At 64.7% G+C, this 14,269-nt stretch carries 12 protein-coding genes; 9 read left to right on the forward strand and 3 right to left on the reverse strand.

Annotated elements, in window-relative coordinates; translation table 11 throughout:
- Positions 1-6 precede the first annotated feature (6 nt).
- Entirely contained in the window at positions 7-567 is a 561-nt protein-coding gene (locus ABDW49_RS07735; RefSeq protein WP_343610943.1) for a hypothetical protein, read from the forward strand.
- A gap of 225 nt (positions 568-792) precedes the next feature.
- Here ABDW49_RS07735 and ABDW49_RS07740 read toward each other — a convergent pair whose 3' ends face one another.
- Positions 793-1,239 (reverse strand): Lrp/AsnC family transcriptional regulator, encoded by a 447-nt coding sequence (locus tag ABDW49_RS07740; RefSeq protein ID WP_343610945.1) that lies wholly within the window; start codon positions 1,237-1,239, stop codon positions 793-795.
- Between the two features lie 129 nt (positions 1,240-1,368).
- Here ABDW49_RS07740 and ABDW49_RS07745 point away from each other — a divergent pair, with 129 nt between their 5' ends.
- From ABDW49_RS07745 to ABDW49_RS07765, 5 genes are all read left to right on the forward strand, one after another.
- Positions 1,369-2,652, forward strand: coding sequence for a cystathionine gamma-synthase family protein (locus ABDW49_RS07745; RefSeq protein WP_343610946.1), 1,284 nt, complete (start codon positions 1,369-1,371; stop codon positions 2,650-2,652).
- A gap of 120 nt (positions 2,653-2,772) precedes the next feature.
- Complete coding sequence (locus ABDW49_RS07750) at positions 2,773-3,597, forward strand: FCD domain-containing protein (protein ID WP_343610947.1); 825 nt, start codon at positions 2,773-2,775, stop codon at positions 3,595-3,597.
- 259 nt (positions 3,598-3,856) lie between these two features.
- On the forward strand, positions 3,857-4,396 hold the full coding sequence (locus ABDW49_RS07755; RefSeq protein WP_343610949.1) for a hypothetical protein: 540 nt from the start codon (positions 3,857-3,859) through the stop codon (positions 4,394-4,396).
- Between the two features lie 218 nt (positions 4,397-4,614).
- On the forward strand, positions 4,615-5,175 hold the full coding sequence (locus ABDW49_RS07760; RefSeq protein WP_343610951.1) for a cytochrome b: 561 nt from the start codon (positions 4,615-4,617) through the stop codon (positions 5,173-5,175).
- 25 nt (positions 5,176-5,200) lie between these two features.
- Positions 5,201-5,767 carry a YceI family protein gene (locus ABDW49_RS07765; protein WP_343610952.1) on the forward strand — a complete coding sequence of 189 codons (567 nt, stop codon included), beginning with the start codon at positions 5,201-5,203 and terminating at the stop codon, positions 5,765-5,767.
- A gap of 55 nt (positions 5,768-5,822) precedes the next feature.
- On the opposite strand, the gene ABDW49_RS07770 is transcribed toward ABDW49_RS07765, so the two are convergent.
- Positions 5,823-8,237 carry a TonB-dependent receptor gene (locus ABDW49_RS07770; RefSeq protein WP_343610954.1) on the reverse strand — a complete coding sequence of 805 codons (2,415 nt, stop codon included), beginning with the start codon at positions 8,235-8,237 and terminating at the stop codon, positions 5,823-5,825.
- A 136-nt stretch (positions 8,238-8,373) separates the two neighbouring features.
- Here ABDW49_RS07770 and ABDW49_RS07775 point away from each other — a divergent pair, with 136 nt between their 5' ends.
- A complete protein-coding gene (locus ABDW49_RS07775) occupies positions 8,374-9,948 on the forward strand; it encodes a sulfotransferase (protein ID WP_343610956.1) in 1,575 nt (524 codons plus the stop codon).
- Between the two features lie 257 nt (positions 9,949-10,205).
- Here ABDW49_RS07775 and ABDW49_RS07780 read toward each other — a convergent pair whose 3' ends face one another.
- The gene (locus tag ABDW49_RS07780; RefSeq protein WP_343610958.1) at positions 10,206-11,225 is read right to left on the reverse strand and encodes an adenosine deaminase; all 1,020 of its coding nucleotides are present in this window, start codon (positions 11,223-11,225) and stop codon (positions 10,206-10,208) included.
- A gap of 178 nt (positions 11,226-11,403) precedes the next feature.
- On the opposite strand from ABDW49_RS07780, the gene ABDW49_RS07785 reads away from it, so the two are divergent.
- Positions 11,404-12,594 carry an MFS transporter gene (locus ABDW49_RS07785; RefSeq protein WP_343610960.1) on the forward strand — a complete coding sequence of 397 codons (1,191 nt, stop codon included), beginning with the start codon at positions 11,404-11,406 and terminating at the stop codon, positions 12,592-12,594.
- Between the two features lie 152 nt (positions 12,595-12,746).
- On the forward strand, positions 12,747-14,261 hold the full coding sequence (locus ABDW49_RS07790; protein ID WP_343610961.1) for a DUF1800 domain-containing protein: 1,515 nt from the start codon (positions 12,747-12,749) through the stop codon (positions 14,259-14,261).
- The last annotated feature ends 8 nt before the right edge of the window (positions 14,262-14,269 follow it).

Raw genomic sequence — 14,269 nt, forward strand, 5'->3', positions numbered from 1 at the left:
CCCCCCGTGGCCAACGACCCCACGACCAACACCGCCGCGGTCAATGCGCAGATTGCTCAGGATGCGCAGTCGAACGCGTCGAACCTCGATGCCCCGGCATCGGATGTCGTCGATATGGAGGCGATGCGCGCCACACTTGACCAGCGGATCGATCAGGATCTGGCCTCCGGCACCTTGTCCAGCAGTGACGCCGTTGCCGTCCGGCTGACGCTGGATGAGATCGACGCTCAAACCGCCGATACGCAGGTGGTCGACAACAAGGCGCAGGCCAATGCCGCCAGCGCGGCCCGGACCGGCAGCACCGACGAGGTTCAGGGCGGCGCCACCACCGCCGCCGCTCAAAATGCCGCCAGAACCGTGCTGAACGAGACGGTGACGGTGGCGGGCTCGGTCAAGACGACTGTCATCACCTACAGCGACGGCACCTCGGAGACCACGACCACCGTGGCGACCCCGGAGGACATTCTGCAATATGGTTCCACCGCCGAGCAGGAGGCCGCTCAGGCCACGGCGATGAAATATCTGGCGACCATCGAGCCGGGCACGCTCTTCACCCAGATGATCTGAGCGGGATCAGCATGGGTTTGACTGGCAGGCGTGCGCGGTTTGGCGCGCGCCCTGCCGCCCTGCGCACTTGGAGTCTGTTTGAAAATCCGGCGGAAGCCGGATTTGCGGCACCGGCCCGCTCCCCCCACCCGACCACCCAACGGCAGTATCATATGGGTGGCCGGGTGGGGGAGCGGGCCGGTGCCGCGTTGAAAATGCGCTTTTGCGCATTTTCCAAACAGGCGCTTACTTGATGCTGTTCATGATAAAGCTGGTCTCGATGGTCGAGACGCAGGTCAGCCGGGCGATCTTGTCCTTGATGAAGCGCTCATAGTCCGAGAGGCTGCGGCTCATCACCTTGAGCACATAGTCGGGCGTCCCGGTCACCAGATGGCATTCGCTGACCTCGGCCCAATCCTGCACCGCGCTTTCGAACATGGCGATCTCGGCATCGTGCTGGCGGGTCAGGCGCACCATCACCAGCGCGGTCATCGTCCAGCCGTCGACTTCAGGCGAGACGCGCGCGGTGTAGCCACGGATCAGGCCGCTCTCCTCCAGCCGCCGCACCCGCCGCAGACAGGGCGAGGGCGACAGGCCGACCCTTTCGGCCAGCTCCGCATTGGTGATTCGAGCGTTGCGCCGCAACTCCTGAATGATGCGCCGATCGGTCGCATCGGCACTATCCTGCTCCATTTTCGTCTCTCATGGCAATATTCTGGCGAATATCTAGGGTCATGGCCGGATCATCGCAAGCACCTGCCGCGCGAATGCTGATAGGCTGCGCCAACAAGCCAAACGGCCCTGACCCCGAGGAGATGAGAGATGACCGCGCCGCGTGAAAGCAAGACCCATATCGGCAACCACCGGCTGCATCCCGAAACGCTGATGCTCAATTACGGCTATGATCCGGCGCTGTCGGAAGGGGCGGTCAAGCCGCCGGTGTTCCTCACCTCCACCTTCGTCTTCCCCACGGCGGAGGATGGGCGCGATTTCTTCGACTATGCCTCGGGCCGCAAGGAGCCGCCGGCGGGGCAGGGGCGGGGCCTCGTCTATTCGCGCTTCAACCACCCCAATGCCGAAATCGTCGAGGACCGTTTGGCCATCCATGAGGGCGCCGAGGCGGCGGCGGTGTTTTCTTCCGGCATGTCGGCGATCAGCACGACACTGCTGGCCTTCGTGAGGCCGGGCGATGTGATCCTGCACTCGCAGCCGCTCTATGGCGGCACCGAGACGCTGCTGGCCAAGACCTTCGCCAATCTGGGCGTCAAGGCCGTGGGCTTCGCCGACGGGCTGAGCGAGGAGGCGGTGCGCTCCGCCGCGCAGCAGGCGGCCGCGCTGGGCCGGGTGGCGATGGTGCTGGTGGAAACGCCCGCCAACCCCACCAACAGCCTGGTCGATATCGCTTTGCTGCGCCGAGTCTGTGACGAGCTGGAAGCGCAACAGGGCAGCCGTGCCCTGCTGGCAGTGGACAACACGCTGCTGGGGCCGGTGTTCCAGCAGCCGCTGAAGCATGGGGCGGATATCTCGCTCTATTCGCTGACGAAATATGTCGGTGGGCATTCCGATCTGGTGGCGGGCGCGGCGCTGGCCTCGGCCAGTGTGATGCGCGAGATCCGCGCGCTGCGCAGCGCGATCGGCACCCATCTCGACCCGCATAGCTGCTGGATGCTCAGCCGCTCGCTCGAAACGCTGGGGCTGCGCATGGAGCGGGCCAATACCAATGCCGCCGCTGCCGCCGCCTTCCTGAAGAACCACCCCAAGGTCGAGGGTGTCGCCTATGCGCCCTTCTTCCCGGAAGGTTCGGCGGCGGCGCGGACCTATGAAGCGCAATGCAGCGGGGCAGGCTCGACCTTCTCCTTCGACATTGCGGGCGGGCAGGAGGCGGCCTTCCGCTTCCTCAATGCGCTGCAGATCTTCAAGCTGGCGGTCAGCCTTGGCGGCACGGAAAGCCTTGCCAGCCATCCGGCGACCAACACCCACTCTGGCGTGCCGGTGGAACTGCGTGAACGTATCGGCGTGCTGGCCTCCACCATCCGCCTCTCGATCGGCGTCGAGCATGCCGACGATATCGTTGCCGATCTGGCGCAGGCGCTGGATCTGGCCTGATCGCATGGCGGGGCGGTGGGTTTCCCGTCGCCCCGCCGGACGGGAAAATCCCGTTCTGGCGGGGTTTGCGTGGGATGACCTGCCCCGGCGACCCTTGCTTATGCGCCAAACGCGTCCACAATGACGCGAATGGACGAGTTCTATGAGGCACGCGAGCCCAGGCGTCTGGACGCGACCCGCACGGCGGAACTGTTGCATACAACGGTCGCGCGGGATCTGGGCATCGCCATCGTGCAGGGCAGGCATGCTCCAGGGGCCTTGCTGCCCAGCGAATTGACGGCGATCCAGTCGCTGAAAATCTCACGCCCGGCCTATCGTGAGGCGATCCGCATGCTGGCGGCGAAGAATCTTGTCGAGATCAGGCCGAAATCGGGCACGCGGGTGCTGCCCCGCCATCAGTGGAATCTGCTGGACCCCGATGTGCTGGGCTGGATTCTCCAGAACGGGCCGCCCGATACCTTCCTGACCGCGCTCTTCGATGTCCGCATGATCGTCGAGCCGGCCGTCGCGGCTCTGGCGGCCCAACGCCGCACGCAGGGCCATCTCGAACGGATGGCTGGGGCGCTGGATGTGATGGGGCGTCATCGCCCCGGCACCACAGAGGCGCAGGCCGCCGATGCGCTGTTCCAAAAGGTTTTGCTGGATGCGGCGGACAATGAAATCCTCTCCCAACTGGCGTCTTTGATTGGCGCCTCGGTGGCCTATCTCGCCGGGGTGAGGCGTAGTCGTCATGTGCCGCGTGATCCTCGGCCCGATCGTGAAGCATTGTTTCGCGCGATTGCTGCGCGGAGCAGCGAGGCGGCGCGGGCGGTGGTGCTGGGGCTGATCGATCATGCATTGGAGGATGGCGGGGATCTGCTCGATGATTTGGTTCGGGTCAGAAAAGTGGAAGGGGTGAAGATGCGAGGGCCTTTAAGCGAGCGCTTGCCGCGAGCGACAAGCTAGGGCGCCCTCGCGCTCCCTTTAATGTCTGCGTTGCGCTTCGGGTTCGGCCTTGCGCTCAGTTTGCCGCGCCGCAGGCTTTAATTCATTGCCTGCGGCGCTTTGAGTTGCGCCGGTGGAGAGGTTGAGCGCTCGGCTTCGGCGCCACTGCCGCGTCGGCGGAAGACGTTATGGGAGCGCGAGGGGGTAACCCCCTCGCATCTTCTCTCATTTCCCCCTTACACCCTCTCGACAATCCCCGCCGCATCCTCATAGTCGCCTTATGAGTGATGCAGCCGTCGAAAACCTGGTGATCGAAATCCGGGACCATTATGTGGCCCAGTTCCGGGCCTTTATTCTCCATCAGCGCTCCGTGTGCCATGTTGGCAGCCCCGAGGTGAAGTTCGAGCTTCCGCAGGGCACCGCCGCCTATAAACAACTGGCCGTGGTGGATTTTCAGCGCAATGACGACGGTCCGGAGAGCGTCTTCTTCGAGCCCGACGGCATGCTGGTCTTCGACCCCATCGCGGGCCAGATGGGCGAAGCGGATCTGGTGATCGAGGCGCTGCGCTGGGATGCGCTGGTGGTTGAGCATGACGTGCCCGCCATCGGCGAGGCCATCGCCGACTGGTTCGAGAAATGGTTCGACCCCGAGGAGGTCGACCACGATCCCGAGGCCGAGCTGACGGGTTGTGTTCACTCGGTCTATATCGTGGCGGAAAGGCTTTATGTCGATCTGGGCACCGCCGCCGCCGAGGCTTTCTGGGAATTGCTGGAGGCGCTGGTCGCGGCCAAGGCGACCAAAATCCGCGTTCTTTCCTGAAGGAACGAACGCTCTAAGGGGCGCTGGCCTCAAACCTTTCAGCTTATGCAAAAACGCATAATGGCCAGCGCATAATCGTGAATTTCGTGCAGTCTTGCGTAAGGCTATCAGGGGGCAAGACCAACCGTCGCCCCGCCACACCTCTTCTCGCAGACCATCATGCCGGCCTTGCATCGTAAGGCCTGCCTGTGCCGTCGCGCCTGTCGCAAGGATGCCGCATGCCTCGCTATTCCTCACTCGCCATTTTTCTGCACTGGACGATCGCGGTGCTGATCCTCACCAATCTGGGGCTCGGCTGGTGGATGCAGACGCTGGAGGGGCTGGCGCAGTTCGAGAAATACCAGCTTCACAAGAGCATCGGCATCCTGGTGCTGCTGCTCAGCGTGCTGCGGCTGGTCTGGCGGCTGACACATCGCGCGCCGCCCTATCCCGACACCATGCGCGGCTGGGAGAAGCTGGCGGCGTCATCGGTGCACTGGCTGCTCTATGCCATCATGATCGGCATGCCGCTGACCGGCTGGCTGCTGGTGTCGACCAGCGCTTTCAACCTGCCCACCCTGTTGTTCCACACCGTGCCCTGGCCGCATCTGCCGGTGCATGACTGGCCGGTGGAGGCGCGCATGCAGGTCAACCATCTGTCCGAGGGCGCGCATAAGGCGCTGGCTTTCGGCACGGCGGCGCTGGTGGCGCTGCATGTCGGGGCGGCGCTCAAGCACCAGCTTGTCGCGCGGGACAAGGTGCTTTCCCGCATGCTGCCGCGCCTGAGCCGCAGCAACTGATCCCAATTCCCAAGGAGTATCGACCATGCGTTTCATCCCGCTTGCCGCGCTTGCCCTGAGCGCAACTGTCATCAGCGCGCCCGCCCATGCCGGAGCCCCGACGTGGAACGTCAACAAGGGCAATTCGCATCTCGGCTTTGGCGTGGCGGTCAACAATCAGGGCGTGAAGGGTGAGTTCCGCCGCTGGGATGCGCAGATCGCCTTCGATCCCAAGGCGCTCAATCAGTCCCGCGTCGCCGCGACCATCGAGATGGGCTCGGCCGTGACCGGCGAGGCCACCCGCGACCAGAGCCTGCCGACCGCCGACTGGTTCAATGTCGCCGCTTTCCCTCGCGCGACCTTTGTGGCCACCAATTTCAAGGACCTGGGGGGTGGACGCTATCAGGCCATGGGCGACCTCACCATTCGTGGGGTGCGCCGCCCGGTGGTGCTGCCTTTCACGCTCAAGATCGACGGCAAAAACGCGCAGATGCAGGGCAGCCTGACCATCAATCGCGGTATGTTCGGCGTGGGCCAGGGGCAGTGGAAGGGCACCGAGATGGTGGCCGCCAATGTCCAGATCAACGTCTCGCTCAACGCCACGCGGCCCTGAACGGCGTGATGCCCGGAAGCAGGTTCAGGCCTGCCTCCGGGCATCATTCGGATGGTCAGAACTTCCGGCCCAGCTTGATCCCGAACTCCTGAGGCCGCGTCGGATAGGCCCGCGCGAATTGCGCGCAGGTCGAGGGAATGCAGACCGTGTTGAGGCTGAGGATGCCGCGCTTGTCGAAAGCGTTGAGCACGAAAGCCTCCCACGACCATTGCCCGGCCTTGGCGCCCAGCGAGAAGTCGAAGGTGGTAAAGCCTGCCGTCTGCCACAGGGCGCCGGGCACGGGCTGCACGAAATAGCCGTTGGTGCCCGACTGATGGTTGGCGCTGGCCTGCACATAGGGTCGGTAACCGCCCAGATCGAAGCTGTAGCGCGCCGTGACATTGCCCTTGAACTTCGGCTGCACCGGCAGGCGCGTGCCCGCCGGAATATAGACGCCCTGGCTGCAATCGGGATTGCCGCCCGCGCCGATGTTGCAGAAGTCCTTCCTTGTCTTGGCATCGGTGTAGGACCCCGATCCCGAGATCACCAGATGGCCAAGGTTCAGGCTGGCGTCGCCTTCCACACCCCGGATCCGCGCGCTGCCAACATTGTAGATGCTGAGCGTGCCGTTGGAATCGGGCGTGGTCAGCCCGATCTGCATCTTGTTCCACTCCTCGTCGAAGAGGGCGAGGTTGACGGTCAGACGGCGGTTGAACCATTGCGTCTTCACGCCGACCTCATAGTTGGTCAGCGTATCGGCCTCGTAAGGCGCCACCTGGATCAGGCGGTTGATGCCGCCTGGGCGATAGCCGGTGGAATAGGTGGCATAGACCAGATGGTCGCGGTCCACCTTCCAGTTCAAGGTGACACGATGCGTCTGCCCGGCCTCGATCGCCTTCTTGTTGTACAGCAGGCAGGGCAGGTTCATGTCGCTGGTGACGGGGCAGGAGGCCGTGCCCACCCGGCTCGCCGTGCCCGAGAAGCCCGAAGCTGTGTTGTTGGCGATAAAGCCGCGAATGCCCGCCGACAGCGTCAGATTGGGCAGGATGTCGTAAGAGGCATCGGCAAAGGCGGCATAGTCGCGGTCGATGCGGGTGATGCGCGAGCAGAAGATATCATCCCCGCAGCGCGGCACCGCCGGATTGCCCTGAGCGGTCGCCAGCCCCGGAATGATGTAGTCGGCTTTGATCTCGTCGGTCTGGCGCTGCATGAACAGGCCCGCGGTCAGGCGGAAGCGGTCCGTGGAGGGCGAGGAGACGCGGAACTCGTGGCTCTGCTTGGTGTAGTGGTGGTGGACGTGATAGGTCTGGCTGGGGTCGAGGTTCTGCCCGTTCGCCCCGATAAAGCTGGTGTAGGCCGGCCCCAGCGCCTCGTAATAGGATACCGTGTAATCCGAATAATCGGCGGTCGTGTCGACAAAGCGGCTGAAATAGCCGCCCGCATAGGTCACATCCCAATTGCCCAGCTTGCCATGGATGGTCATGGCGGCCTGCACCCATTGGTCGCGGTTCATCTCGGGCGTGTAGTCCTGCACCTTCAGGTCGCCGACCGAGGGGCTGAGCGGATCATTGCCCGTCAGCGGACCATAGAGGAAGGTGCCATGCGCCTTCTGGTTCTGGTAGATCACGCTGGGCGTGACGGTCCAGTTCTCGTCCAGATCGATGCCGAGGGCCGCGCGGCCGCCCCAGGTTTCGACATCGTTGTAGTTCTTCTTGACGTATTTGGCATTGCTGACCGGAACGATGGTCGGGTTGCCGTTAACGTCGGTGGCCGGATAGTTGCGCGTGCCCGGCACATTGCTGATGTAGCCGCCGTCGCGCTGGTAGAAGCCCGAGGCGCGGAAGGCGATGTTCTGGCTGATGGGAATGTTGATGAAAGCATCGACGCTGCCGCCGCTGGAATTGCCGCCCTTGCCGAAGGTGGTGCCTGAAACGTCGATCCCGGCTTCGAACTTGTGCGTCGGCTTGTTAGTGATCAGGCGCAGCGTGCCCGAGAGCGAGCTTGACCCGAACAAAGTGCCCTGCGGGCCCGACAGAGCCTCGACGCGCTGCATGTCATAGATATGCAGATCGACCGCGCCACCAATCGTGGTCAGCGGCATTTCGTCGAGATAGAGCGCGCTGGTCGGCTGCGATCCGCCAAAGGCGCCATTGTAGTCGCTGCCCGAGGTCACGCCGCGGAAATAGATCTGCGACTGGCCCGGACCATAGGACTGGAAGCTGACGCTGGGCAGCAGCTTGGCGTAGTCGTCGAAGCTGGCGACCTGATGCTGCTCCATCTTGGCGGCGCTGAGCGCCTGGATGCTGATGGGGACCTGCTGCAGGCTTTCCTCGCGCTTTTGCGCGGTGACCACAATGTCAGCGGGAGCATCGGGATTGGCGGCCTGCTGGGCCAGCGCCGGTGTGGAGGCCAGCATGGTGCCCCCCAGCAGCGAGGCGAGAGTCGCCCCCGACAGACGGCGCATCGAAACCCCGGCGACGCGATCGCGCATAATATGTCCACCCTGTTACATTATTGTATTTTTATCACAGCGTGTGTCCTTGATGATTGCAAGGGGTAAATGACGCAGGGGGCTTGCGGTGTGCTGCTATTTGCCAAACCGTGGCCAAAACAGCATAGTTCCACCCATGAGCACCAATCTTTCCGACCGCCTGGCCGCCGCCACGCGCGATCCTGTCCTGCTGCGCGCTGCGCTGGCGCTGCGCCAGAACCGGCTGGATGAAGCCGAACCGCTGCTCAAGAATCATCTTAAGGCAGATCCTTTCGATGTTGCCGCCATCCGCATGCTGGCCGAACTGGCCACGCGGATCGGCCGCGCGCGCGATTCCGAAACCCTGCTACGCCGCACGCTGGAGCTGGCGCCCGATTTCAGCGCGGCGCGGGTCAATCTGGCGACCATGCTCTATCGCACCAACCGGGCGAGCGAGGCGCTGGAGCAGCTCGACCGGCTTGATGTCGAGCGCGAAGAGGGCAACACCAATCTGCGCGCCGCCGTGCTCAACCGGCTGGGCGAGTTTGAGGCGGCGCTGGCGCTCTATGAGGATATGCTGGCGCGCTTTCCGGGGCATGCGCGGGTGTGGATGTCCTGCGGCCATGTGCTGAAAACCGTGGGGCGGCTGGGCGATGCGGTGGAGGCCTATCGCAAGGCCGTGGCGCTGGAGCCCGGCTTTGGCGAGGCGTGGTGGTCGCTGGCGAACCTGAAGACCGTGCGCTTCGACGATGCGGATCGCGCGACGATGACACAGGCGCTGGAGCGTAAGGATCTGGCGCCCGAGGACCGCTTCCACCTCGAATTCGCCAGCGGCAAGGCGTGGGAAGATGCGGGGGATCCGGCGAAGGCTTTTGCAGCCTATCGCGATGCCAATGCCCATCGCCGCGCGCTGATCCATTACGATGCCGGTGAGACGACGCGGCGGGTGGAGGCGATGGCCGCCAGCTTCGATGCAGCGTTTTTTGCCGCGCGGCAGGGGCAGGGCTGCGCCGCGCCCGACCCGATCTTCATCGTCGGCCTGCCGCGCGCAGGCTCCACGCTGATCGAGCAGATTCTGGCCAGCCACAGTCAGGTCGAGGCCATTGCCGAACTGCCGGATATTCCCGAACTCTGGGGCAGTCTGGGTGCCGATCCCCATGCAGGGCTAGCCGGGCTTTCGGCGGATCAGTTGCGCGCGCTGGGCGAGGACTATCTGCGCCGCGTCTCCCCCCAGCGCAAAACCGACCGCCCGCTATTTATCGACAAGCTGCCCAACAACTGGCTCTATGTCGGCTTTATCAAGGCGATCCTGCCGAATGCGCGCATCGTCGATGTGCGTCGCCATCCGCTGTCGGCGGGCGTGGCCAACTTCCGCCAGCATTTCGCGCGCGGGCAGCACTTTGCCTATGATCTGGCCGATCTGGGGCACTATTACCGCGATTATGTGCGGCTGATGGGGCATTTCGACGCGGTGCGGCCCGGCGCGGTGCACCGCATCGGCTATGAGGATCTGGTCGAGGACAGCGAGGGGCAGATCAGGGCTTTGCTGGAAGGGCTGAACCTGCCCTTCGAGGACGCCTGCCTGCAGTTCCACAAGACCAAGCGCCCGGTGCGCACGCCTTCTTCGGAGCAGGTGCGTTCCCCCATTTTCCGGCAGGGCACCGAGAACTGGCAGGCGTGGGACGCATGGCTGGGGCCGTTGCGGGAGGCTTTGGGCTTTCAAGGGGATTAAAAGGGAAGAATGTGAGGGTGTTACACCCTCGCGCTCCCGTTCATGTCTTCGTTGCGCATCGGGTTCGGCCAAAGGAAAAGGTCGCGGTGCTGCAGGCATAAAATACCCCAGGCAGCGCTATCGTTCTTATGGCTTGACTGCCTGCGGCGCTTTGGCCAGCGCAAGTGGAGAGTTCAGGCGCACCATTTCGGTGTCACTGCCCTATCGCCGGAAGACGTCATGGGAGCGCGAGGGGGTAACCCCCTCGCATCTTTCCTTCAAACTGCTTCAATAACCTTATCGATCTCTTCCATATACTTGGCCTTATCAGCCTCACTCAAGAACGCCCCCGTGAAGGAATTGCGCGCCAGTTGGATCAGCCCCTCGCGCGTCAACACACCCGCCGCATCCAGAGCGTAGAAATTATCGTTCACATATCCGCCGAAATAGGCCGGATCGTCGGAGTTCACCGTGGCCGTCAGCCCGGCCTCCAGCATGGCGGGGATGGGGTGCTGCCCCATGTCATCCACCACGCAGAGCTTCAGGTTCGAGAGCGGGCACACCGTCAGCGCCATGCCTTCCTTCGCCAGGCGGCTGACCAGAGCGGGGTCTTCCATCGCGCGGTTGCCGTGATCGAGGCGGTCCACCTTCAGCAGATCCAGCGCTTCATGGACATAGGCGGGCGGGCCTTCCTCCCCGGCATGGGCGACGCGCTTCAGGCCCAGTTTCCCGGCGCGGGCGAAAACACGCTCGAATTTGGCGGGCGGGTGGCCCACCTCGGAGGAATCGAGGCCCACCCCCAGTAGCCGGTCGATCCACGGCTCGGCGCGGGCGAGGGTGTCGAGCGCGGCCTCCTCGCTCAGATGGCGCAGGAAGCACAGGATCAGGCCCGAGGTGATGCCGTAACGGCCATGCGCCTCGTCCATGGCGGAGGTCAGGCCCTCCATCACCACGTCGAAAGGAATGCCGCGGTCGGTGTGGGTCTGGGGGTCGAAGAAGATCTCGGCGTGGCGGATGTTGTCCGCGGCGGCGCGGGCGAAATAGGCGGCGGCCAGATCGTGGAAGTCGCGGGCGGTGCGCAGCACGTCGGCCCCGGCGTAATAGATGTCGAGGAAATCCTGCAGGCGGCTGAAGGAATAGGCGGCGCGGACTTCCTCCACGCTGGCATAGGGGATGGCGACATGGTTGCGCTGGGCCAGTTCGAACATCAGTTCGGGCTCCAGCGAGCCCTCGATATGCAGATGCAGCTCGGCCTTGGGGAGGGCGGCGATCAGGGCGGAGAGGGGCGTATCGGTCATCAGATCAGGCCTTTGGTGCATCTCGGTCGTGGGCGAGCCTGCCGGCACTATAGGTGCGCGCGACAAAGCGGTCATCCCCCAGAATGTGCATGGAGAACAGGCGCCCGGCCAAGGGCTGGATGGCCTGCCCGCTCGGCCGGGGTAGCCGCAGGGGCGGCATCACGTTAAGGGCCGCCCCATGAATTCTCCCTGGCCCCGTATCATCACCCTTTGGCTGCTTGGCGTGCTGGCAGCGGCGCAATTCGCCAAAATGTCGGTCATCGCCCCGCTGATGCAGGCGCAGGGGCATCTCACGCTGTCGCAACTGGGCTGGCTGATTTCCCTGCTGGAGGTGGGCGGCGGGCTGTTCGGCTTTGTCGCGGGGCTGGCGCTGGCGCGCAGCGGTGTCCGCCGTTTTCTGCTGACGGGGCTGGCGATCCTTGCTGCTACCAGCCTGATGGAAACGCTGACCAGCGACATCACCCTGCTGTTCGCGGCCCGCGCGCTCGAGGGTGTGGGCTATCTTCTGGTGGTGATCGCCGCGCCCACGGCGATCTCGGCCATCGCGCATGACGATACCCGCCCGCGCGCTCTGGCCCTGTGGAGCACCTTCGTGCCGGTGGGCATCGCGCTGGGCGCGGCTGTCACCGGGGCGGTGCTGCCCGCTTTGGGCGTGCGCGGGATCATGGCGCTGTGGACGGCGGTGATCGTGCTGGGCGGGCTGGGCATCGCCCGCATGACCATCGGCGCGGCGCCGCGCCATCGCATCAGGCTGCCCGATCCGGCGGCATGGCTTTCGACCTTCGGTTTCGGCCTCTACACGGTCTTCATCAGCGCGGTGACGATGCTGCTGCCCAGCTTCCTGATCGAGCAGAGCGGCGCCAGTCTGGCCACGGCGGCGCTGATCGCCGCGCTGGCCTCGCTGGCTTCGCTGCCCGGCGCGGGCGTGGCCATCTGGTCGATGCGCGGAGGCGTGATGCCAGCCCGGCGCAGCGCGATCCTTGCGGTGGTGGCCCTGCTGGCGACGGTGCCGCTGATCCTTGCGCTCTATCATGGCGCGGGGATGGCGCTGGCTTTGCGCGGCGCGCTGGCGGTGCTGGCGGTGATGGTCAGCGGGCTGGTGCCGCCGGTGATGTTCGCGCGCCTGCCTCAGCAGGCCGGAGCCGCCTCGCCGGACGATCCGAGGATTGCCACAGCCAATGGCCTCGTCACGCAATTTGGCGCGGGCGGGGCTCTGGTCGGGCCGCCGCTGGGCGGGTGGATCGTGGCCGGCTGGGGCTGGAGCGCGGTGGGCATCGGGGCGAGCGTGGTGCTGCTGGCCATGCTCGCCATGGTGCTGCTGGCCGAGGGGCTGGCAGGACGGCGCGAGGGGGATGGGCATATCGGTTAGGCTGCGCTGCGGGCTCTGGGCAAGCCCACCGGCCCTTGCGCATCGATGGGGGATTAGGCTCCCGTTAAGGCACGAAGGCGCACATCTCCCCGCGCTTCCTCCCGGAACGCGGTGGGGAGCATGTCTGTCGATGCTTTAGGGATGTGGTATCGATGCTCAAATGCTTGCGCTCAGGGCTGCTGTGCGGCTGCTGCATTCTTCTGGCTGGTGCTCCGGCCCATGCCGCCACGACTCCGGCGGCCACGGGTTTTCTCGATCGCGTGACATGGGGCGTCAATGAAGCCAGCGTGCGCGATCTGACGCAGATGGGCCAGCGTGACTGGCTGGAGCAGCAATTGCGCGCACCCGCCGCGCCCTTGCCCCCGGCGGCGCAGGCCCAGTCCGACGCCATGCGCATCAGCCGCGAGCCGATGGCCCAACTGGTGGTCGAGATGGATGCGCAGAACCGCGCCGCCAATGCGCTGACCGATCCCGACCAGCGCAAGGCCGCGCGCGATGCCTACAACAAGGACATGGCCGAACTGGGCCGTCAGGCGCAGGCGCGTTCGCTGCTGCGCGACCTCTATGCTCCGGGGCAATTGCGCGAGCAGATGACATGGTTCTGGTTCAACCATTTCAACGTTCAGGCGGGCAAGCGCGACATCCGCACCATGGTCGCCGATTATGAGGATCAGGCCATCCGCCCGCGCGCTCTGGGCCGCTTCCGCGACCTGCTGGAGGCGACGCTGCGCCATCCCGCCATGCTGCGCTACCTCGACAATGACCAGAACGCCGTCGGCCATATCAACGAGAACTATGCGCGCGAGATCATGGAGCTGCACTCCATGGGCGTCGGCTCGGGCTACAGTCAGAAGGATGTGCAGGAGCTGGCCCGCATCCTGACCGGCGTGGGCGTCGATCTCAAACCCGATGCGCCGAAACTCAAACCGCAATGGCAGCCGCTTTACGTCCGCGAAGGCCTGTTCGAGTTCAACCCGGCGCGCCATGATTTCGGCGACAAGCAGTTCCTTGGCCACACCATCAAGGGCAGCGGCTTCCATGAGGTGGAGCAGGCGCTCGATCTGATCGCCGCCTCGCCCGCGACGGCGCATCATGTCTCGTTGCAACTGGCCACCTATTTCACCGGCGACAACCCGCCCCCCGCGCTGGTGGACCGCATGGCCGCCAGCTTCCAGCACAGCAATGGCGATATCGCCGCCGTGCTGCGCGTAATGTTCCGCTCAAACGAGTTCACCGCCTCGCTGGGCAAGCAGTTCAAGGACCCGATGCATTATGCCGTCTCGGCGGTGCGGCTGGCCTATGGCGACCGGGTGGTGCTCAACACCGATCCGCTCAACTACTGGCTGCAGCGCATGGGCGAGGGGCTCTATGCCCATGAAACGCCCGATGGCTATGCGATGGATGCCGCAAGCTGGACCGGCCCCGGCCAGATGGAGACCCGCTTCGAGATCGCGCGCTCCATCGGCAGCGGCTCGGCGGGGCTGTTCAAGCCGCGCGACGGCAGTCAGCCCGAGCAGCCCGCCTTTCCGCAAATCCAGAACGCCTTGTTCTACCAGTCGCTGATGCAGCGCCTGAGCCCGCGCACCAGCAACGTGCTGACGCAGGCCCGCACGCCTCAGGAATGGAATGTGCTTTATCTGTCGTCACCGGACTTCATGCATCGCTGAGGAGATGT

Source organism: Novosphingobium sp. (assembly GCF_039595395.1).
Classification (GTDB): domain Bacteria; phylum Pseudomonadota; class Alphaproteobacteria; order Sphingomonadales; family Sphingomonadaceae; genus Novosphingobium.

Excerpts from the sequence above, each read along its gene's own strand:
- ABDW49_RS07775 (WP_343610956.1), top strand. The coding sequence starts at position 8,374 with ATGAGCACCAATCTTTCCGACCGCCTGGCCGCCGCCACGCGCGATCCT.
- ABDW49_RS07745 (WP_343610946.1), top strand. The coding sequence starts at position 1,369 with ATGACCGCGCCGCGTGAAAGCAAGACCCATATCGGCAACCACCGGCTG.
- ABDW49_RS07780 (WP_343610958.1), bottom strand. The coding sequence starts at position 11,225 with ATGACCGATACGCCCCTCTCCGCCCTGATCGCCGCCCTCCCCAAGGCC.
- ABDW49_RS07790 (WP_343610961.1), top strand. The coding sequence starts at position 12,747 with ATGCTCAAATGCTTGCGCTCAGGGCTGCTGTGCGGCTGCTGCATTCTT.
- ABDW49_RS07760 (WP_343610951.1), top strand. The coding sequence starts at position 4,615 with ATGCCTCGCTATTCCTCACTCGCCATTTTTCTGCACTGGACGATCGCG.
- ABDW49_RS07750 (WP_343610947.1), top strand. The coding sequence starts at position 2,773 with ATGACGCGAATGGACGAGTTCTATGAGGCACGCGAGCCCAGGCGTCTG.
- ABDW49_RS07765 (WP_343610952.1), top strand. The coding sequence starts at position 5,201 with ATGCGTTTCATCCCGCTTGCCGCGCTTGCCCTGAGCGCAACTGTCATC.
- ABDW49_RS07755 (WP_343610949.1), top strand. The coding sequence starts at position 3,857 with ATGAGTGATGCAGCCGTCGAAAACCTGGTGATCGAAATCCGGGACCAT.
- ABDW49_RS07740 (WP_343610945.1), bottom strand. The coding sequence starts at position 1,239 with ATGGAGCAGGATAGTGCCGATGCGACCGATCGGCGCATCATTCAGGAG.
- ABDW49_RS07770 (WP_343610954.1), bottom strand. The coding sequence starts at position 8,237 with ATGCGCGATCGCGTCGCCGGGGTTTCGATGCGCCGTCTGTCGGGGGCG.
- ABDW49_RS07785 (WP_343610960.1), top strand. The coding sequence starts at position 11,404 with ATGAATTCTCCCTGGCCCCGTATCATCACCCTTTGGCTGCTTGGCGTG.